The following is a 19,974-nucleotide window of genomic DNA, read 5'->3' as shown; positions in this document are numbered from 1 at the left end:
GGGCCAGGAGGTCAAGGAGGGCGACCTCGTCGTCGTCCTCGAGGCCATGAAGATGGAACAGCCCCTCAACGCCCACCGCTCCGGCACCATCAAGGGCCTGAGCGCGGAGGTCGGCGCGTCCGTCACCTCGGGCGCCCCGATCTGCGAGATCAAGGACTGAGCAACACGGACGGGTGACTCACCCGTTCATCCGGAGCGCCCGGTGCACCGCGTCTGCGGTGCACCGGGCGCTCCGCTGTGCGGACGACGGCGTACGATCCCGCCCCACCGACAACGGCGTACGATCCCGCCCGCGGCGGCGCTCGAACCCGCCGTCCGCGCAACCGGCGATGATGCTTCGAGCCGCCCACCGCGCATCCGCGGGGGAGTCCGCCCAGGAGCCGCCGGTGGCATCCTTGAGCGCAACCGGGCGGCCGGAGAGGGCAGGTGGAAGCCATGGTGGGCACGACCGCGTGGGAGTCGGCCGGGACGTCCGTGCCCGCTCCGGGTCCAGGGGTGCCGCGCGTCATGCGTGCGGACGCCCGGCGCAACTATGAGCGGCTGCTCGCCGAGGCGCGCTCCGCGTTCGCCGAGCACGGCACCGACGCGTCCCTGGAGGACGTGGCCCGGCGCGCGGGCGTCGGGATCGGCACGCTCTACCGCCACTTCCCCAATCGGCGCGCCCTGATGAGCGCGGTCTTCGAGGAAGCGGTCAGCGACCTGCTGACCCGCTCGCGTGAGTTGCTGGAGGCCCCGCAGCCGTGCACCGCTCTGGTGGACTGGCTGCGCGAGATCATCACGCACGCGAGTGAGTACCGAGGGCTCGCACGCGCCCTCATGTCGGCCTCACGGGACGACGGTTCGCACCTCGCCCGGTGCAGCGGCCCGATGCGCGAGGCGGGCAGCGCCCTGCTGCTCCGCGCCCAGGAGGCGGGGGCCGTACGCCCCGACGTCTCGATCGGTGATCTGCTCCAGCTGACCAACGCGATCGCGCTGGCGGCGGAGGAGACCCCCGACGACCCGGCGCTGGCCGACCGTCTGCTGAGCCTGACCCTGCGCGGCCTGAAGCCGTGAGCAGACCGGGCCGGGCGCGGAAACCCGCCACCGGCCCCGAGGCCCGCCGACGCCGCTCAGCGGCGTCGAAGGTCGGCCACCCGTGCCCTTTCGGCCTGGGGCTGGTCCCCCATCACCGTCGCGCTCCGTAGTTGCGGCCCCGAGCCCGGGACCACCTGACCGCGGCGCGGGCCCGGGAGCGGTACGTCCCGGCGCGGCTGGCGCCCCGCCGGGAGCGGATCTCCCCCCGCACCGCCCGACGCCGATGACCCCGCCACCGCGATCTGTACGCCCTGATCGGCCAGGGCCTGCAGTTCGGTGGCCGCACGGTCGTCGTGAGCGGGCGGCTCGTCCGTGACCAGGCGGGTGATGAGGTCGGTCGGCACGGTCTGGAACATGGTGTCCGTACCGAGCTTGGTGTGGTCGGCGAGGACCACCACCTCCGCGGCCGCGTGGACGAGAGCGCGGTCCACGGACGCCGAGAGCATGTTGGACGTGGAGAGCCCGCGTTCGGCGGTCAGCCCGCTCCCGGAGATGAACGCCCGGGAGACGCGCAGCCCCTGGAGGGACTGCTCCGCGCCCGAGCCGACCAGCGCATAGTTGGAACCGCGCAGGGTGCCGCCGGTCATCACGACCTCCACACGGTTGGCGTGGGCCAGCGCCTGGGCCACCAGCAGGGAGTTGGTGACGACGGTCAGGCCGGGCACCCGCGCGAGCCGGCGAGCCAGCTCCTGCGTGGTGGTACCCGCCCCCACCACGATGGCCTCGCCTTCTTCGACGAGACCCGCGGCGAGATCGGCGATGGCCGTCTTCTCGGCGGTCGCGAGATGCGATTTCTGCGGAAAGCCGGACTCCCGCGTGAACCCGCCCGGCAATACCGCACCGCCGTGCCGGCGGTCGAGGAGTCCTTCTGCCTCCAGTGCGCGCACGTCCCGCCGTACGGTCACTTCGGAGGTCTGGACGACGCGGGCGAGCTCACGGAGCGACACGGCCCCATTCGCTCGCACCATTTCGAGGATCAATTGGCGACGTTCTGCAGCGAACACGAAACTGACAGTAACCCCAACGACCGTCTGCTTTCAGCAGTTTGCGCCGAATAACAGAAGTTGTTCGCATGGCAGGGCACGAAGTGGTATACGTGCCTACTCGTCCCGCCTATGCCGTGCGCGCGGTCATCAACTCCCCGTGACCAGCGAAGAGTCGCCCGGAGGTGTCAGCCCTCGCTCGTGGTCTTCCTGGTGTGCAGCTGCCGTGCCACTTCGGCGATCGAGCCGGACAGGGAGGGATACACGGTGAACGCGTTCGCGATCTGTTCGACCGTCAGATTGTTGTCGACCGCGATCGAGATCGGGTGGATCAGTTCCGAGGCGTGCGGGGAGACGACCACACCGCCGACCACGATGCCGGTGCCGGGGCGGCAGAAGATCTTGACGAAGCCGTCGCGGATGCCCTGCATCTTGGCGCGCGGGTTGCGCAGCAGGGGCAGCTTCACGACCCGGGCGTCGATCTTGCCCGCGTCGACGTCCGCCTGGGTGTAGCCGACGGTGGCGATCTCGGGGTCGGTGAAGACGTTCGAGGAGACCGTCTTCAGGTTCAGCGGGGCCACCGCGTCGCCGAGGAAGTGGTACATGGCGATACGGCCCTGCATGGCGGCGACGGACGCGAGGGCGAAGACGCCGGTCACGTCACCGGCCGCGTACACGCCCGGAGCGGTGGTGCGCGAGACCTTGTCGGTCCAGATGTGCCCGGAGTCCCGGACCCTGACACCGGCCTCCTCCAGGCCCATCCCGCTGCTGTTCGGGATGGCGCCCACGGCCATCAGGCAGTGCGTGCCGCTGATGACCCGGCCGTCGGAGAGCGTGACCTCGACACGGTCGCCGACCCGCTTGGCGGACTCGGCGCGGGAGCGGGCCATGACGTTCATGCCGCGGCGGCGGAAGACGTCCTCCAGGACGGCCGCGGCGTCCGGGTCCTCGCCCGGCAGCACGCGGTCGCGGCTGGAGACGAGGGTGACGCGGGAGCCGAGTGCCTGGTAGGCGCCGGCGAACTCGGCGCCGGTGACACCGGAACCGACCACGATGAGCTCCTCGGGCAGCTCGTCGAGGTCGTAGACCTGGGTCCAGTTCAGGATGCGCTCGCCGTCGGGCTGCGCGTCGGGCAGCTCGCGCGGATGACCGCCGGTGGCGATGAGCACGGCGTCGGCGGTGAGGGTCTCCTCGGTGCCGTCCGCGGCGCTCACGACGACCTTGCGGGAGCCGTCCAGGGACTGCATGCCCTCCAGCCGTCCGCGTCCACGCAGGACACGGGCGCCGGCGCGGGTCACCGAGGCCGTGATGTCGTGCGACTGGGCGAGCGCGAGGCGCTTCACGCGGCGGTTGACCTTGCCGAGGTCGACGCCGACCACCCGGGCCGCCTGCTCCATGGGCGGGGTGTCGTCGGCGACGATGATCCCCAGCTCCTCGTAGGAGGAGTCGAAGGTCGTCATCACCTCGGCCGTGGCGATAAGAGTCTTCGACGGCACGCAGTCGGTGAGCACCGACGCCCCGCCCAGGCCGTCGCAGTCGACGACGGTCACCTCCGCGCCGAGCTGCGCGGCTACCAGCGCCGCTTCATATCCGCCGGGTCCGCCACCGATGATCACGATCCGAGTCACGTACTCCATTGTCCCGCACGCTTCAAGGTGCTTCCGCCCAGGGGTCCCGAGTAGGGGCATACGAGCCACTTTGTTACGCGAGAGGCGTACGTTTCGCTGCCGTACCCTCGACCCCATGTCGCTCTACGCCGCGTACGCCGGCAATCTCGACCCGCGGCTCATGACGCGCCGCGCCCCGCATTCGCCGCTGCGCGCCACGGGCTGGCTGAACGGCTGGCGGCTGACCTTCGGCGGCGAGCACATGGGCTGGGAGGGCGCGCTCGCGACGATCGTCGAGGCACCGCGGTCCCAGGTCTTCGTGGCGCTGTACGACATCGCGCCGCTGGACGAGGACTCGATGGACCGCTGGGAGGGCGTCGGCCTCGACGTCTACCGCCGGATGCGTGTACGTGTGCACACACTGGAGGGTGAGGAACCCGCGTGGGTGTACGTACTGAACGGGTACGAGGGGGGACTGCCCTCGGCGCGGTACCTCGGCGAACTGGCGGACGCCGCCGAGTCGGCGGGGGCGCCGCACGACTACGTCATGGAGCTCCGCAAGCGGCCCTGTTGAGGTCCGTCGCCGACGGAGCGCCCCGCGGCTCCGCGGCGGGATCTTCGCCGCTCCGCGGCGGTTGCGCCCACCCGCCGCCCGGCCCGCCCCGCTGCCCGGACGCCCTCGCGTCCCCACCGCTCCGCGGCGCCGCCCTGCCCACCCGCCGGCCCGTCTCGCCCCGTCCGCGAAACACCCTCGGCACCGCCCCCTCCCCCTCCCTTTCGTCGGAAACGACAAGACAACGATCGCAAGACCGTGAGCTCCGTCATCTACGCGCGTAGGCCTGGACCAGCTACCCTCTTGCGCGTGAACGCATCTCTTCTTCCGGACGACATCCAGGGCGACCCCCACGCCGCCGCTGACGCCGCCGCCACGCGCCTGCGCGAGCTCACGGGCGCCGAGACCCATGACGTCGCTCTCGTGATGGGCTCCGGCTGGGCCCCGGCCGTGGACGCCCTCGGCTCCCCCGAGGCCGAGTTCCCGGTCACCGAGCTGCCGGGCTTCCCGGCGCCGGCGGTCGAGGGGCACGGCGGCAAGATCCGCTCGTACCGGATCGGTGACAAGCGCGCCCTGGTCTTCCTCGGCCGCACCCATTACTACGAGGGCCGCGGGGTCGCCGCCGTCGCGCACGGCGTACGCACCGCCGTCGCCGCCGGCTGCAAGACCATCGTGCTGACCAACGGCTGCGGCGGCCTGCGCGAGGGCATGCGCCCCGGTCAGCCCGTCCTGATCAGCGACCACATCAACCTGACGGCCACCTCGCCGATCATCGGCGCGAACTTCGTCGACCTCACCGACCTGTACTCGCCGCGGCTGCGCGCGCTGTGCAAGGAGGTCGACCCCTCCCTGGAGGAGGGCGTCTACGCGCAGTTCCCCGGCCCGCACTACGAGACGCCGGCCGAGATCCGGATGGCCCGGGTCATCGGGGCCGACCTGGTGGGCATGTCGACGACCCTCGAGGCGATCGCCGCGCGCGAGGCGGGCGCCGAGGTGCTCGGCATCTCCCTCGTCACCAACCTGGCCGCCGGCATGACGGGCGAGCCCCTCAACCACGAGGAGGTCCTCCAGGCGGGCCGCGACTCGGCCGCGCGCATGGGGGCACTCCTGACCCAGGTGCTGGATCGTCTGTAGTCGACGGGGGTGTTCGCCCCCGGCGCCGGGGGCGGAACGACCCGGCTGCACGGAACCGTACGACCGAAGAGAGGTGCACCCGAGGTGCAGGACGAACTCATCGCGCGGGCCAAGGCATGGCTGGCCGAGGACCCCGACGCGGAGACCCGTGACGAACTCGCCAAGCTCGTCGACGCCGAGGACGTCACCGAGCTGGCCGCCCGTTTCGGCGGCACCCTCCAGTTCGGCACCGCGGGCCTGCGCGGTGAACTCGGCGCGGGCCCGATGCGGATGAACCGTTCCGTGGTCATCCGGGCCGCGGCCGGACTCGCCGCGTACCTGAGGGCCAAGGGCGAGACCGGCGGACTCGTCGTGATCGGCTACGACGCCCGCCACAAGTCCGCGGACTTCGCCCGGGACACCGCGGCCGTGATGACGGGCGCGGGCCTGCGCGCCGCCGTCCTGCCCCGGCCGCTGCCCACCCCCGTCCTCGCCTACGCCATAAGGCACCTCGGCGCGGTCGCGGGTGTGGAGGTCACCGCCAGCCACAACCCGCCCCGCGACAACGGCTACAAGGTCTACCTCGGCGACGGTTCGCAGATCGTCCCGCCGGCGGACGCGGAGATCGCCGCCGAGATCGACGCGGTCCGCGCGCTCGCCGACGTGCCCCGCCCCGACTCCGGCTGGGAGACCCTCGACGAGGGCGTCCTGGACGCCTATCTGGCCCGTACGGACGCCGTCCTGGCGGAGGGCTCGCCGCGCACCGCCCGCACCGTCTACACGGCCATGCACGGCGTCGGCAAGGACGTGCTGCTCGCGGCCTTCGCCCGGGCCGGCTTCCCGGAGCCGGTGCTCGTCGCCGAGCAGGCCGAGCCCGACCCGGACTTCCCGACCGTCGCCTTCCCCAACCCGGAGGAGCCCGGCGCGATGGACCTCGCCTTCGCGAAGGCCCGCGAGGCGGAACCCGACCTGATCATCGCCAACGACCCGGACGCCGACCGGTGCGCCGTGGCCGTGAAGTCCGGCGCCGATTGGCGGATGCTGCGCGGCGACGAGGTCGGCGCGCTGCTCGCCGAGCACCTGGTGCGGCGGGGCGCGCGCGGTGTCTTCGCCGAGTCGATCGTCTCCTCCTCCCTGCTCGGCCGGATCGCCGAGGGTGCGGGTCTGCCGTACGAGGAGACGCTCACCGGTTTCAAGTGGATCGCCCGCGTCGAGGGTCTGCGGTACGGGTACGAGGAGGCGCTCGGCTACTGCGTCGACCCCGACGGCGTACGCGACAAGGACGGCATCACCGCCGCCCTCCTCATCACCGAGCTGGCCTCCGAGCTCAAGGAGCGGGGGCGGACCCTGCTCGATCTCCTCGACGACATCGCTGTCGCGTACGGGCTGCACGCCACCGACCAGCTCTCGGTCCGGGTGGAGGACCTGTCGGTCATCGCGAACGCCATGCGCCGGCTGCGCGAGCAGCCGCCCACGGAGCTCGCGGGCCTGGCCATCACCAAGGCCGAGGACCTGACCAGGGGCACGGACAGGCTGCCGCCCACGGACGGCCTGCGCTACACCCTGGACGGCGCCCGGGTCATCGTCCGCCCGAGCGGCACCGAGCCCAAGCTGAAGTGCTACCTGGAGGTCGTGGTGCCCGTCGGCGACCACGCCGGCCTCCCGGCGGCCCACGCGAAGGCCACCGAGCTGCTGACGGCGATCAAGCGGGACCTGTCGGCCGCGGCCGGCATCTGAGACCCCCGCCCGGGGGAGCCGGCCCGCCCGCCGCACCCCGGCATCGACGCCCCGTCCGCCCGGCCTTCCAGCCGGGCGGACGGCGTTTCTGGGCCCTTGTGGCGTGGGGTGCGACGACGACGCCTGGCGTCCCCCTGCCGAGCGGCAGCTCCCGGCGCCTCCCTGAGTGCACCTCTCCGGCACCCCTTGGGCGTACCGTCCTGCGCGCCCGCGGGGCGACGGATTCCGGCACCCCGTGCGAGGCGGCAGATCCCGGCACCCCGTGCGAGGCGGCGGCGTCCGCAGCCCCCTGAGCCCGTCGCCACGACGGACAGCGTCACACCAGCCCCTTATGGGTGATTTCCGCACGGCAGTTGACGCAGCGCTCCCGTGCGCCGCCGGGTGGCCGAGGAACGGTTACCGGTAGCGCACCATCGAGCCCCAGGAGCTGCCGCGTGCCCTCGACCGCTTCCCGGCCGACGTCCGCCCCACCCCGAAGCGCCCCGGGCGGGACCGTCCCCGGCGCCCCGGGTGTCCGAGCCGCCCGGCGCACGCCGGGCGCGGCAGGCCTCCTCGCCGCGGTCCGTGCCCAGCTGCGGCACGCGGCCCCGGCACTCCTCGCCTACGCGGCCGTCCGCCTCACCGGCCTGATCGCGCTCGCCTTCTGGGCGCACCGCCGGCACCACGGCGTCTGGCCGATCCTGGCGACGCAGTGGGACGCGGACTGGTACCTCGGCATCGCCGACCACGGCTACACGCGTCAGCTGGGCACCGCGTTCGACGCGAACAACCTGGCCTTCTTCCCGCTCTACCCGGTCCTGGTCAAGGCGGTCGCGGCCCTGACCCCCGGCTCGCGCGCGACGACCGGGCTGGTGATCGCGGCCGTGTGCTCGTTCCTCGCCGCCTGGGGCATCCACGCGGTGGGGAGCCATCTGCACGGCCGCCGCGTGGGGGTACTGCTGACCGTCCTGTGGGCGGCCCTGCCGGTGGGTCTCGTCCAGTGGATGGGCTACACGGAGTCGCTGTTCACGGCGTTCGCCGCGTGGGCGCTGTACGCGGTGCTCACCGGCCGCCTGCTGTGGGCGGCCTCGCTGGCGGCGCTGGCGGGGCTGACCCGGCCCACCGGTGTCGCGGTGGGCGCGGCCGTCGCCCTGACCGCGCTGCTGTCGCTGCGCCGGGGCTCCTCCGTCCGGGCGCTCGCGGCGGCGGTCCTGGCCCCGGCCGGCTGGCTCGCGTACGTCGGCTGGGTGGGTCTGCGTGTGGGCCGCTGGGACGGTTACTTCGCCGTACAGCGGCTGTGGCACAACGAGTGGGACGGCGGTGCGGAGACCGTGCGCCGGATGCGGGAGGTGCTGGCGCAGAACTCCTCGCCCGAGCTGTTCCTGGTGCTGGTGACCGTGACCCTGCTGGCGGCGGTGGTGCTGTACGGGCTCTCCGCGGGGGACCGCCAGCCGCTCCCGCTGCTCGTCTTCACCGGGATCCTGCTGCTGATCGTCCTCGGCAGCGGCGGCGTCTACTTCCCGCGTGCCCGCTTCCTGCTCCCCGGCTTCCCCCTGCTGCTGCCCCCGGCCCTGCACCTGGCCCGCGCCTCACGCCGCTACCGGACCCTGGTCCTCACGGCCGCGGTGCTCGGTTCGGCGTACTGCGGCGCGTACATGGCCCTGGTGTGGCCGAGCGCGCCCTAGAGCGTGCCCCGGCCCGCGCTGCTGGAGTCCGGTGGGGCCGGTGAGGGGCGCGGCCCCGCGAAGGGTTTCGTCAGCCCGTCGCGAGCAGGATGGCCAGGACGACGGCACCCGCGAGCGCGGGACCGATCACCTCGTACGCCCAGCGCACGGTGACCTCACCCTGTGCGTTCTCCTCCGTGGCCCTGGCCTCGGCCAGCGCGCGGAGATCGTCCACGATCTGGTCGGTCTGGGGGCGGGTGGAGGCGTCGGTGACGGCGCCCCGGCCGAAGAGGGACGGACGGCCCAGCGACGACGTACGGCCTTCGCCGCCGCGGCCCGCCGTGCCCCGTGCCTGCTGCTTGGCCGCCTTCTTGCGGGCTCGCAGCGACACGGGCACCGCCCACAGCTGGAACTTCTTGCCGGAGGTGTCGACGACCTCGTTCGAGTAGTGCGAGCGCAGGGACGCGACCTTGCCCCAGGGCAGGACGATCACGCGGAGCGGGTTGCGGATGCGCAGCCGGTCCTCGTTGGCGTAGACGGCGGGGCGCAGGGTGAACGCGGTCACCAGCGGCACGACGAGGATCAGCGCGGCGAGCGCCAGCCAGGGGGTGCGGCCGGTTCCGGAGATCAGTGCGTCGACGCCGAGCCAGCCCGCGATGATCAGCAGCAGGATGCCGCCCGCGATACCGGCGGGCGACCGGTAGATCCGGTCCCTGGCCTCGGGTCGCGAGGTGTCCGGGAGGGGTGACTGGTGGTCCGGGGTGGTCATGGCACCGATTGTGCACGACCCGTGCGGTGCGCTTGAGCTCGGTCGGGTCTCACTATGGTCGCGAAGACGGTCGCGCGGCCCGCTTCCCCGGCACCGCGACGGCGCCGGACGCGGCGGCCCCCAGGATGCGGCGGAAGGTGGGACATTCCAGGTGGCTCGGCGCGGGACAGGCGGCTGCGTGCCGCAGGGAGTCGCGCAGGACTCCGAGCTCGCGGATCGTGCGGTCCAGTTCCTCGGCCTTGTCGGCGAGCGCCTGCCGGTCGATGCGCGGGCGCCCGTCCGGCGCGAACATGCGGGCGATCTCGTCCAGCGAGAAGCCTGCGGAGCGCCCGAGCGCGATCAGCGCCAGCCGTTCCAGCACGCCGGGGTCGTACTGCCGGCGCAGGCCGCGTCTGCCGGTCGGGGCGATCAGCCCCTTCTCCTCGTAGAACCGCAGGGTCGAAGCGGGCACTCCGGCGCGCCGCGCCACTTCGGCGATGTCCAGGTCCGGCATCCTCTTGACCTCAAGTCGACTTGAAGTAGGACGGTGTCATCTCCGCGGCACGAGGGCAAGCACGGGAGGCGTCATGGGATCCATGCGGAGGGCGGACGGCACAGTGGACGGCACGGCGGACGGCACGGCGGACGGGGCGGCGGAGGACGAGCAGGCGGCGCGCTGGAACGGCCCGGCCGGGAACGCCTGGGTCGACGCCCAGGACGTGGTGGACGCGTTGTTCGCGCCGCTGGAGGACCTGCTCGTCGAAGCGGTCCCGGCCGGGCGTGGGGGCCGGGTGCTCGACGTCGGCTGCGGCACGGGCGGCACGACGGTTGCCGTCGCGCGGCGGCTGGGCGCGGAGGGCCACTGTGTCGGCGTCGACATCTCCGGGCCGATGGTGGAGGCCGCCCGGGCCCGCGCACTGCGGGAGGGGGCCGCGGCCTCCTTCGTCCGCGCCGACGCGCAGGATCACGTCTTCGAGCCCGCGGTCTTCGACGCGGTCGTCTCGCGTTTCGGCGTCATGTTCTTCGAGGACCCGGTACGGGCCTTCGCCAACCTGCGGCGGGCCGCGAAGGGGGACGCGGGACTGCGGTTCATCGCCTGGCGCGACATCGCGGAGAACCCGTTCATGACGACGGCCGAACGCGCCGCGGCACCGCTGCTGCCGGACCTTCCGGAGCGCCGGCCGGACGCACCGGGACAGTTCGCCTTCGCTGACGCGGTCAGGGTGCGCCGCCTGCTGGAGGAGAGCGGCTGGGCCGGGATCGACATCCGGCCCGTCGACGCGACCTGCGTCCTGCCGGAGGCGGAGCTGGTCCCCTACTTCAGCCGGTTCGGCCCGGTCGGCATCGCCCTGCGCGAGACGGACGAACCGACCCGCGCACGGGTGGTCGAAACGGTCCGCGCCGCGTTCGACCCGTTCGTGCACGGCGCGGAGGTCCGCTTCACGGCGGCCTGCTGGCGGATCGACGCCCGCGCGCCACTGCCCGCCTCCGCCGGATAGCGCGTCCGCCGCCGGACGCCCCACCAAGGAACGCCGGAACACTCACCGCCGGACGCCCCACCAAGGAACGCCGAAGCACTCACCGCCGGACGTCCCGCCAAAGAATGCCCGGAGCGCCCACCGCCGGACGTCCCGCCGTGGAACGCCGGAGCGCCCTCCCGCCACGGCTCACCCCGCGGCGCCGCTCCCGTATGGCTGCCCCGGCCGGGACCTTCCGGCCGCCCCGGGCGGTCCCGGCCCGTCACCCACAGCCGCGCCGCCGTTCCACCACGTGAGCGCACTCGCCTCCACCGTCCGAGGGACTGCCCGGCGGGCAAAAAAACCCTTGGTCATCCCCTGGGCTGTACAGCCGCTACGCGCGTAGATATGCTCGTCTGGTGACCATGCCCACCTCTGCACCCTCCCCCAAGCTCTCGACTCCGCTCGAGCAGGGTGGTGCCCCCACCCACGCACTCGGCAACGTAGCCGCGTCCGACAGCACGCTGCGCCGCTTCCTCCACGGGCTGCCCGGCGTCGACACGGTCGGCCTGGAGGCGCGCGCCGCCTCGCTCGGCACCCGTTCCATCAAGACGACCGCGAAGGCGTACGCCATCGACCTCGCCATCTCGATGGTCGACCTGACGACGCTGGAAGGCGCGGACACCCCGGGCAAGGTCCGGGCGCTCGGCGCCAAGGCGGCACTCCCGGACCCGACCGACCGCACGACGCCCACCACGGCGGCGGTCTGTGTCTATCCCGACATGGTGGCCGTCGCGAAGGAGGCCGTCGCCGGTTCCGGCGTGAAGGTCGCCTCCGTCGCCACCGCCTTCCCGGCGGGCCGAGCCGCGCTCGCCGTGAAGCTGGCCGACGTGCGGGACGCGGTCGCCGCGGGCGCCGACGAGATCGACATGGTCATCGACCGCGGGGCGTTCCTCGCGGGCAAGTACCTGAAGGTGTACGACGAGATCGTCGCCGTGAAGGAGGCCTCGGGCGCCGCTCGCCTGAAGGTCATCTTCGAGACCGGCGAGCTGTCGACGTACGACAACATCCGGCGGGCGAGCTGGCTCGGCATGCTGGCCGGGGCCGACTTCATCAAGACCTCCACCGGCAAGGTGGCCGTGAACGCGACGCCCGCGAACACGCTGCTGATGCTGGAGGCCGTCCGCGACTTCCGCTCCCAGACCGGGGTGCAGGTCGGCGTGAAGCCGGCCGGCGGCATCCGCACCACCAAGGACGCCGTCAAGTTCCTGGTCCTGGTGAACGAGACGGCGGGTGAGGACTGGCTGGACAACCACTGGTTCCGCTTCGGCGCGTCCTCGCTCCTGAACGACCTGCTGATGCAGCGTCAGAAGCTGGCCACCGGCCGCTACTCCGGCCCCGACTACGTGACGGTGGACTGATCACCATGGCATCCGCATTCGAGTACGCACCGGCGCCCGAGTCGCGTTCGGTCGTCGACATCGCACCCTCCTACGGCCTGTTCATCGACGGCGAGTTCACCGAGGCCGCCGACGGCAAGGTCTTCAAGACCGTCTCCCCCTCCACCGAGGAGGTCCTCTCCGAGATCGCCCAGGCGGGCGAGGCGGACGTCGACCGCGCGGTGAGGGCCGCCCGCAAGGCCTTCGAGAAGTGGTCGGCGCTGCCGGGCTCCGAGCGCGCCAAGTACCTGTTCCGCATCGCGCGGATCATCCAGGAGCGCAGCCGCGAGCTGGCCGTCCTGGAGACGCTGGACAACGGCAAGCCGATCAAGGAGACCCGCGACGCGGACCTCCCCCTGGTCGCCGCGCACTTCTTCTACTACGCGGGCTGGGCCGACAAGCTCGACCACGCCGGTTTCGGCGCGAACCCGCGCCCGCTGGGTGTCGCCGGCCAGGTCATCCCGTGGAACTTCCCGCTGCTGATGCTGGCGTGGAAGATCGCCCCGGCCCTCGCGACCGGCAACACGGTCGTCCTGAAGCCCGCCGAGACCACCCCGCTGTCGGCGCTCTTCTTCGCGGACATCTGCCGCCAGGCGGGCCTGCCCAGGGGCGTCGTCAACATCCTTCCCGGGTACGGCGACGCGGGCGCGGCCCTCGTCGAGCACCCGGACGTGGACAAGGTGGCCTTCACCGGCTCCACCGCCGTCGGCAAGGCGATCGCCCGCCAGGTCGCGGGTTCGCACAAGAAGGTCACGCTCGAACTCGGCGGCAAGGGCGCGAACATCGTCTTCGACGACGCCCCGATCGACCAGGCCGTCGAGGGCATCGTCAGCGGCATCTTCTTCAACCAGGGCCAGGTCTGCTGCGCGGGCTCGCGTCTGCTGGTCCAGGAGTCGATCCACGACGAGCTGCTCGACTCGCTCAAGCGCCGTCTGTCGACTCTGCGCCTCGGCGACCCGCTCGACAAGAACACGGACATCGGCGCGATCAACTCCGCCGAGCAGCTCTCCCGCATCACCACGCTCGTCGAGCAGGGCGAGGCCGAGGGCGCCGAGCGCTGGTCCCCGGCGTGCGAACTGCCCTCCTCCGGCTACTGGTTCGCCCCGACGCTCTTCACGAACGTCACGCAGGCGCACACCATCGCCCGCGACGAGATCTTCGGCCCGGTGCTGTCCGTCCTCACGTTCCGCACGCCGGACGAGGCGGTCGCCAAGGCCAACAACTCCCCGTACGGCCTCTCCGCGGGCATCTGGACCGAGAAGGGCTCCCGCATCCTCGCCGTCGCGAGCAAGCTCCGCGCGGGTGTCATCTGGTCCAACACGTTCAACAAGTTCGACCCGACCTCGCCGTTCGGCGGGTACAAGGAGTCGGGCTTCGGCCGCGAGGGCGGTCGTCACGGCCTGGAGGCGTACCTCGCCCCGTCGAGCCCGGAGGGCGAGCGATAAATGAGTGCAGCCGAGAAGTCCGAACAGCAGCGTCTGAGCGTCTTCAAGACCTACAAGCTGTACGTGGGCGGCAAGTTCCCGCGTTCCGAGAGCGGCCGGGTGTACGAGGTGAGCGACTCCAAGGGCAAGTGGCTGGCGAACGCTCCGCAGTCGAGCCGCAAGGACGCCCGTGACGCGGTCGTCGCCGCACGCAAGGCGTTCGGTGGCTGGTCCGGCGCCACGGCGTACAACCGCGGCCAGATCCTCTACCGCGTCGCCGAGATGCTGGAGGGCCGCAAGGAGCAGTTCGTCCGCGAAGTGGCCGACGCGGAGGGCCTGTCGAAGTCGAAGGCGGCTGCCGTCGTCGACGCGGCGATCGACCGCTGGGTCTGGTACGCGGGGTGGACCGACAAGATCGCCCAGGTCGTGGGCGGCGGCAACCCGGTGGCGGGCCCGTATTTCAACCTGTCCTCCCCGGAACCGACCGGTGTCGTCACCGTGCTCGCCCCGCAGGAGTCGTCGTTCCTCGGCCTGGTCTCGGTGATCGCCCCGGTGATCGCCACCGGCAACACGGCGATCGTGATCGCCAGTGAGAAGTCCCCGCTCCCGGCCCTGTCGCTGGGCGAGGTACTGGCCACCTCCGACCTGCCGGGCGGGGTCGTCAACGTCCTCTCCGGCAGGACCGCGGAGATCGCCGCTCCCCTCGCCGCGCACCAGGACGTCAACGCGATCGACCTCACGGGCGCGGACGAGGCACTGGCCAAGGAGCTGGAGATCGCGGCCGCGGACAATGTGAAGCGCGTTCTTCGTCCACAGCCTGTGGATTACGCGCGCACTCCCGGCATCGGGCGCCTCACGGCGTTCCTGGAGACGAAGACGGTCTGGCACCCGACCGGCTCCCTGGGCGCCTCGGGCTCGTCCTACTGAGCCGTGCGCGCCCACCCCGCGGCGCGATGACGCGCTGAGATGTCGGGGCCCCGATCCGTGTCCCCGGGGCCCCGCGCACACGAGAGCCGCGCTTCCCCTCCGTCCGGGGGGAGCGCGGCTCTCTCGTGTCCTGAGTTCAGTGCGGGAGTCCGGTCACCCGGCCCAGTGCGGGAAGGTCGCCGATCGACTCCGCCTCCGCCACCGGCCCCGTCAGGGCCTTCGAGGACAGCGGTTTGAAGTCGGCGAGCTGGGTGCCCACGCCGTTGTCGAGCGGGTCCACGCCGGTGCCGGCCAGCGGATTGGGCTTGAGCCCCTCGACGGGGCCCGTGACATACCCCGCGGTGCCGGTCAGGGCCTGCAGGCCCGCCTGCGGGTCGATGTTGCCGAGCGAGGCGGGCCGGGCCTGCACGGCGTCCCCGACGGAAGCCGTGTCCGCGAAGGCCGGGGAGGCCATGGCCGCACCGGCAGCGACCACGCCGACCGCCGCGGCGATCCGCGCGGTCGTACGGGCCAGGGTGTTCTGCTGGGCTGCGTGTCGCGCCATCAGGTTTTCCTCTTTGACTAGCGGAGAGCGGAAAGCAACGGGAGTGACACGCAGAGTAGTTGACGGGGATCGCGCTCGGGGCGGTCCTGGCGGCGGATTCGCCCCTGCGGGTCAACAGGCATATCAGCGCCAGTCGGCCCAGGTTCCGGCGACGGGGATAATGGGCGGGAGCCGCGCCGACGCGCGGCGCCGCCGGACCCGTCAGAGAAGGTACAGACCATTGGGTTCCCATCCCCCGATACCCACCCGCGTGGTGCTGCTCTGCGGCCCCTCCGGCTCCGGCAAGTCCCTTCTCGCCGCCGACTCCGGGCTCCCCGTGCTCCGCCTCGACGACTTCTACAAGGAAGCCACGGACCCGACGCTGCCCCAGGTCGAGGGCAGCGAGGACATCGACTGGGACCACCCGTCGTCCTGGGACGCGGACACCTCCGTCACCGCGATCGAGGAACTGTGCCGTACGGGACGTACGACCATCCCCGTCTACGACATCTCGCTGAGCGCCCGCACGGGATCCGAGGTCCTGCGCATCGAGCGGACACCGCTGTTCATCGCGGAGGGGATCTTCGCCGCCGAGATCGTCGAGCGCTGCCGCGAACTCGGCCTGCTCGCCGACGCGCTGTGTCTGTCACGGGGCGCGGTCACCACGTTCCGGCGGCGCTTCGTGCGGGATCTGAAGGAGGGCCGCAAGTCGGTGCCCTTCCTGCTGCGGCGCGGCTGGCGGCTGATGCGCGCCGAGCGTTCCATCGTGGCCCGCCAGGCGGCGCTCGGCGCCCACCCCTGCGACAGGGACGAGGCGCTCGGCCGGCTGACGGCCGCGGCGACCGGACGCCACGCGTCCCCCCGCACGACAGCCTCGTAGGCGCGAAGCCGGGGCACGGACACGACCCGGCCGGCTCGCGGCCCCGGCTCCCGGCGGCCCGACCCCGGGCGGGCCCGACTTGCGGCGCCTCTGGGCCTGTCGGTCCCCGCGCAACGGAAACGTCCCTGGGCCTGTCGGTCCCCGGGCAACGAAAAGAGGTCCAGGCGAACCCCCGTCCGCCTGGACCTTCTTCCGTTTCCCCCGTGGCACGGCGTGTTCCCCGTGACCCCGTTTCCCCGTGACCCGTCGGCTCCCCCCGGAACCGACGGTCCCCGTCGTCGGCTCCCCCCGGAACCGACTCCCCCGTGTTACCTGTTACCGCTCCCCCCAGACCTTCAGGCGACAAGCTCCCCGAAGGACTCCTCCTCGTCACGGCCGAAGCTGAGGACCTCGTCCTCACGCATCCGGCGGAGCGACCGCCAGATGCTGGACTTCACCGTGCCGACACTGATGTCGAGGATCTCCGCGATCTCCGGGTCGGTGCGGCCCTCGTAGTAACGGAGGACCAGCATCGTGCGCTGGAGTTCGGGCAGCCGGGCCAGCGCCTGCCACAGGACCGCGCGCAGCTCGGTGCCGCGCATGGCGTCCGTGTCGCCGGGCGTCTCCGGCAGTTCCTCGGTCGGGTACTCGTTCAGCTTGCGGCGGCGCCACGCGCTGATGTGCAGATTGGTCATGGTGCGGCGGAGGTAGCCCCCGACCGCGGCCTTGTCACTGATCCGGTCCCACGCCCGGTACGTCGAGAACAGCGCGCTCTGCAGCAGGTCCTCGGCCTCGAAGCGGTCACCGGTCAGGTGATAGGCGGTTGCGTACAGGGAGGCGCGGCGCTCCTGGACGTAGGCGGTGAACGCCACTTCGGCGTCCCCTGCCCCCGCCCCGGAGTGTCGCTCCCCCGTGCCCTCCCCGTACGCGGCTCCCCCGTGAGCCTTCCCCCCGGCCGTACCCACGGCGGCCGGCGCCGTGGCGCTTTCCCCCGTGAAGGCGTCAACCACCGTCATGTGCGCGGTGTGCTGACGCCCGGCGCCGCGAGCGCACCCCCGCCCTCCCCCGAGCTCTCGACTTCGCTCGAGCAGGGAGGCGCCCCCATCGGCGCAGGACTTCTCCGTCGCCCGGGTGACGTCGTGGAGCCGCGTGACTACTGCGCTAGTGCTGGTGCTGTGCAGCGTGTTCATCTCGCGCCCCCCGTCGTGAAGTCCCGGTTGTTCGGTTCGTTCCGTCGTGCGTCCTGCCTTGTGTCGAAAAGCTTGCCCGGGCCACTTCATGGCCGTGTCCGCCGACTGTCACAGACCTGTCACAGGGCCTGTCCCCAGGCGCGCCACAGCACGATCACAGAGAAGAGCGGTACGACTACGCAGATGACCACTCGGACCCTCCGGGCCGTCCGCGAGGGCCTTCGTTCCGTGCGGGAGACGAGTGGGAGCGCTCCAACGGTCGATACCCGGCCATGACATGGGCCAGAATGACGACCGTGCCTTCCCTGTTGCTGATCGAGGACGACGACGCCATCCGCACGGCCCTGGAGCTCTCTTTGACGCGCCAGGGACACCGTGTGGCCACCGCTGCCACCGGCGAGGACGGTCTGAAGCTGCTGCGCGAGCAGCGGCCGGACCTGATCGTGCTGGATGTGATGCTGCCCGGCATCGACGGATTCGAGGTGTGCCGGCGCATCCGGCGCACCGACCAGCTGCCGATCATTCTGCTGACCGCGCGCAGCGACGACATCGACGTCGTGGTCGGACTGGAGTCCGGCGCCGACGACTATGTCGTCAAGCCGGTGCAGGGCCGGGTGCTCGACGCCCGGATCCGTGCCGTGCTGCGCCGCGGCGAGCGGGAGGCGAACGACTCCGCGTCGTTCGGCTCGCTGGTCATCGACCGTGCCGCGATGACGGTCACCAAGAACGGCGAGGATCTGCAACTGACGCCCACCGAGCTGCGATTGCTCCTGGAGCTGAGTCGCCGGCCCGGACAGGCCCTGTCCCGCCAGCAGTTGCTGCGTCTGGTCTGGGAGCACGACTATCTGGGCGACTCGCGTCTGGTCGACGCCTGTGTGCAGCGGCTGCGTGCCAAGGTGGAGGACGTGCCGTCCTCTCCCACCCTGATCCGTACCGTGCGCGGCGTCGGCTATCGGCTGGACAATCCTCAGTGACCAAACCGCAGGACAAGCTCCGTGGCTGGGCCGCGGCGCGCAAGGCACTGCTGTCCGGTCTGCGCTTCACCAGCCTGCGGCTGCGCCTGGTCGTGGTGTTCGGGCTCGTCGCGCTCACCGCCGCCGTCTCGGCGTCGGGCATCGCCTACTGGCTCAACCGCGAGGCCGTGCTGACGCGTACGCAGGACGCGGTGCTGCGTGACTTCCAGCAGGAGATGCGCAACCACGCGAGCATGCTGCCGGTCCACCCGGCGCAGGACGAACTCCGGCGCACGGCACGGCAGATGGCGAACAGCAGCCAGCGTTTCAGCGTGCTGCTGGTCGCCGAGGACGTGAACGGCAGAACCATCGCCGGCAACTCCGAGCTGGACACCTTCACGCTGGAGGACGTGCCCAAGTCCCTCCAGACGGCGGTGAACAAGCAGCAGCCGCTCTCGTCGAACAACAAGTCCGCGTACCACTTGTACTGGCAGCGGATCACCGACCACGACAAGCCGTACCTCGTGGGCGGCGCGCGGGTGATCGACGGCACGACGACCGGTTACATGCTCAAGTCCCTGGAGCCGGAGGCCAAGGACCTCAACTCGCTCGCCTGGTCGCTGGGGATCGCGACGGGGCTCGCGCTGATCGGCTCGGCACTGCTCGCCCAGGCCGCCGCGACCACGGTCCTCAAGCCGGTCCACCGGCTGGGCATCGCGGCCCGCCGGCTCGGCGAGGGCAAGCTGGACACCCGGCTGCGGGTCTCCGGCACGGACGAACTCGCCGATCTGTCACGGACGTTCAACCGGACGGCGGAGTCCCTGGAGAAACGGGTCGCGGACATGAGCGCGCGGGACGAGGCGTCCCGCCGCTTCGTCGCCGACATGTCCCACGAACTCCGTACGCCGCTGACCGCGATCACCGCCGTCACCGAGATCCTCGAGGAGGAGCTGGACGCGGAGACCGGCAGCGTCGACCCGATGATCGAACCGGCCGTGCGGCTGGTCGTCAGCGAGACCCGGCGCCTTGGCGATCTCGTCGAGAACCTGATGGAGGTGACCCGCTTCGACGCGGGCACCGCCCGGCTCATCCTCGACGACGTGGACATCGCCGACCAGATCACCGCGTGCATCGACGCGCGCGCCTGGCTGGACGCCGTCGACCTGGACGCCGAGCGCGGCATGACGACCCGGCTCGACCCGCGCCGCCTCGACGTGATCCTCGCGAACCTGATCGGCAACGCGCTCAAGCACGGCGGTTCGCCGGTCCGGGTGTCGGTGCGGGTGGAGGGCGAGGAACTGGTCATCGAGGTGCAGGACCACGGCCCCGGCATCCCCGAGGACGTCCTGCCGCACGTGTTCGACCGTTTCTACAAGGCCAGCGCGTCACGCCCGCGTTCCGAGGGCAGCGGCCTCGGCCTCTCCATCGCCCTGGAGAACGCGCACATCCACGGCGGCGAGATCACCGCTGCGAACGCGTCCAAGGGCGGGGCGGTCTTCACCCTGCGCCTGCCCCAGGACGCGTCGGAACTGCTCGCCGACGATCCGCAGAGTCGTAACGGTTCCGCGCACGGGCACGGCACGGAAGGCACCGCCGGATGACGACCGCACGCTTCACCGACCGGCGGACCACCGGCACCCCGGCAACCGTCCACCGGCGGACCGACCACGCCGGCGGGGCTCCTTGCCTGCGGACCGCCGACTCCCGGGAGACCGGCTGCTCGCGGACCGCCCGTTCCTCCGAG

19 protein-coding genes are annotated in these 19,974 nt (G+C 71.9%); 13 read left to right on the top strand and 6 right to left on the bottom strand.

Features of this window, described 5'->3' with window-relative positions; translation table 11 throughout:
* Together ACWD68_RS35510 and ACWD68_RS35505 are read left to right on the top strand one after the other, a co-directional pair.
* Positions 1-160: acetyl-CoA carboxylase biotin carboxyl carrier protein subunit (locus ACWD68_RS35510; RefSeq protein ID WP_356757689.1), on the top strand; the 160-nt coding region annotated here is incomplete at its 5' end.
* 347 nt (positions 161-507) lie between these two features.
* A complete protein-coding gene (locus ACWD68_RS35505; RefSeq protein ID WP_406374263.1) occupies positions 508-1,053 on the top strand; it encodes a TetR/AcrR family transcriptional regulator in 546 nt (181 codons plus the stop codon).
* A gap of 56 nt (positions 1,054-1,109) precedes the next feature.
* Here the strand turns inward: ACWD68_RS35505 and ACWD68_RS35500 are convergent, their stop codons facing one another.
* Together ACWD68_RS35500 and ACWD68_RS35495 are read right to left on the bottom strand one after the other, a co-directional pair.
* On the bottom strand, positions 1,110-2,042 hold the full coding sequence (locus ACWD68_RS35500) for a DeoR/GlpR family DNA-binding transcription regulator (protein ID WP_451810577.1): 933 nt from the start codon (positions 2,040-2,042) through the stop codon (positions 1,110-1,112).
* A 203-nt stretch (positions 2,043-2,245) separates the two neighbouring features.
* A complete protein-coding gene (locus tag ACWD68_RS35495; RefSeq protein WP_451810576.1) occupies positions 2,246-3,694 on the bottom strand; it encodes an NAD(P)H-quinone dehydrogenase in 1,449 nt (482 codons plus the stop codon).
* Between the two features lie 106 nt (positions 3,695-3,800).
* On the opposite strand from ACWD68_RS35495, the gene ACWD68_RS35490 reads away from it, so the two are divergent.
* The 4 genes from ACWD68_RS35490 (at position 3,801) to ACWD68_RS35475 (ending at position 8,731) form a co-directional block, all read left to right on the top strand.
* Positions 3,801-4,238: a gamma-glutamylcyclotransferase gene (locus tag ACWD68_RS35490; RefSeq protein ID WP_266762095.1), complete on the top strand. Its 438-nt coding sequence runs from the start codon at positions 3,801-3,803 to the stop codon at positions 4,236-4,238.
* A 288-nt stretch (positions 4,239-4,526) separates the two neighbouring features.
* Positions 4,527-5,351, top strand: coding sequence for a purine-nucleoside phosphorylase (locus ACWD68_RS35485; protein ID WP_351550977.1), 825 nt, complete (start codon positions 4,527-4,529; stop codon positions 5,349-5,351).
* 84 nt (positions 5,352-5,435) lie between these two features.
* Entirely contained in the window at positions 5,436-7,067 is a 1,632-nt protein-coding gene (locus ACWD68_RS35480) for a phospho-sugar mutase (protein WP_451810575.1), read from the top strand.
* Between the two features lie 434 nt (positions 7,068-7,501).
* Positions 7,502-8,731 (top strand): hypothetical protein, encoded by a 1,230-nt coding sequence (locus ACWD68_RS35475; RefSeq protein WP_451810574.1) that lies wholly within the window; start codon positions 7,502-7,504, stop codon positions 8,729-8,731.
* A 70-nt stretch (positions 8,732-8,801) separates the two neighbouring features.
* Here ACWD68_RS35475 and ACWD68_RS35470 read toward each other — a convergent pair whose 3' ends face one another.
* Together ACWD68_RS35470 and ACWD68_RS35465 are read right to left on the bottom strand one after the other, a co-directional pair.
* Positions 8,802-9,479, bottom strand: coding sequence for a PH domain-containing protein (locus tag ACWD68_RS35470; RefSeq protein WP_451810573.1), 678 nt, complete (start codon positions 9,477-9,479; stop codon positions 8,802-8,804).
* A gap of 52 nt (positions 9,480-9,531) precedes the next feature.
* Complete coding sequence (locus ACWD68_RS35465; RefSeq protein ID WP_451810572.1) at positions 9,532-9,972, bottom strand: helix-turn-helix domain-containing protein; 441 nt, start codon at positions 9,970-9,972, stop codon at positions 9,532-9,534.
* Positions 9,973-10,045: 73 nt separating this feature from the next.
* Between ACWD68_RS35465 and ACWD68_RS35460 the strand changes: the two genes are divergently transcribed.
* The 4 genes from ACWD68_RS35460 to ACWD68_RS35445 all read left to right on the top strand — a co-directional run bounded on the left by ACWD68_RS35460 (position 10,046) and on the right by ACWD68_RS35445 (position 14,705).
* Positions 10,046-10,957: a class I SAM-dependent methyltransferase gene (locus tag ACWD68_RS35460; RefSeq protein WP_451810571.1), complete on the top strand. Its 912-nt coding sequence runs from the start codon at positions 10,046-10,048 to the stop codon at positions 10,955-10,957.
* Positions 10,958-11,340: 383 nt separating this feature from the next.
* Positions 11,341-12,336, top strand: a complete 996-nt coding sequence (gene deoC / locus ACWD68_RS35455; RefSeq protein ID WP_451810580.1) for a deoxyribose-phosphate aldolase — start codon at positions 11,341-11,343, stop codon at positions 12,334-12,336.
* A gap of 5 nt (positions 12,337-12,341) precedes the next feature.
* The gene (locus ACWD68_RS35450; protein ID WP_451810570.1) at positions 12,342-13,799 is read left to right on the top strand and encodes an aldehyde dehydrogenase family protein; all 1,458 of its coding nucleotides are present in this window, start codon (positions 12,342-12,344) and stop codon (positions 13,797-13,799) included.
* Positions 13,800-14,705, top strand: coding sequence for an aldehyde dehydrogenase family protein (locus ACWD68_RS35445; protein ID WP_451810569.1), 906 nt, complete (start codon positions 13,800-13,802; stop codon positions 14,703-14,705). It begins immediately after the preceding gene.
* Positions 14,706-14,841: 136 nt separating this feature from the next.
* On the opposite strand, the gene ACWD68_RS35440 is transcribed toward ACWD68_RS35445, so the two are convergent.
* Positions 14,842-15,249, bottom strand: a complete 408-nt coding sequence (locus ACWD68_RS35440) for a hypothetical protein (protein ID WP_451810568.1) — start codon at positions 15,247-15,249, stop codon at positions 14,842-14,844.
* A gap of 220 nt (positions 15,250-15,469) precedes the next feature.
* On the opposite strand from ACWD68_RS35440, the gene ACWD68_RS35435 reads away from it, so the two are divergent.
* Entirely contained in the window at positions 15,470-16,108 is a 639-nt protein-coding gene (locus ACWD68_RS35435; protein WP_451810567.1) for a uridine kinase family protein, read from the top strand.
* A gap of 335 nt (positions 16,109-16,443) precedes the next feature.
* On the opposite strand, the gene ACWD68_RS35430 is transcribed toward ACWD68_RS35435, so the two are convergent.
* On the bottom strand, positions 16,444-17,277 hold the full coding sequence (locus tag ACWD68_RS35430; RefSeq protein ID WP_451810566.1) for a SigE family RNA polymerase sigma factor: 834 nt from the start codon (positions 17,275-17,277) through the stop codon (positions 16,444-16,446).
* 296 nt (positions 17,278-17,573) lie between these two features.
* Between ACWD68_RS35430 and afsQ1 the strand changes: the two genes are divergently transcribed.
* Positions 17,574-18,251 carry a two-component system response regulator AfsQ1 gene (afsQ1, locus tag ACWD68_RS35425; protein ID WP_037625670.1) on the top strand — a complete coding sequence of 226 codons (678 nt, stop codon included), beginning with the start codon at positions 17,574-17,576 and terminating at the stop codon, positions 18,249-18,251.
* Positions 18,248-19,831, top strand: coding sequence for an ATP-binding protein (locus tag ACWD68_RS35420; protein ID WP_451810565.1), 1,584 nt, complete (start codon positions 18,248-18,250; stop codon positions 19,829-19,831). Before afsQ1 ends, ACWD68_RS35420 begins: the two co-directional genes overlap by 4 nt.
* Positions 19,832-19,974 lie beyond the last annotated feature (143 nt).

It is taken from the genome of Streptomyces sp. NPDC005141 (genome assembly GCF_053599975.1).
The sequence above is the reverse complement of the archived record's forward strand: the minus strand, read 5'-3'. Positions and strand labels throughout refer to the sequence as shown.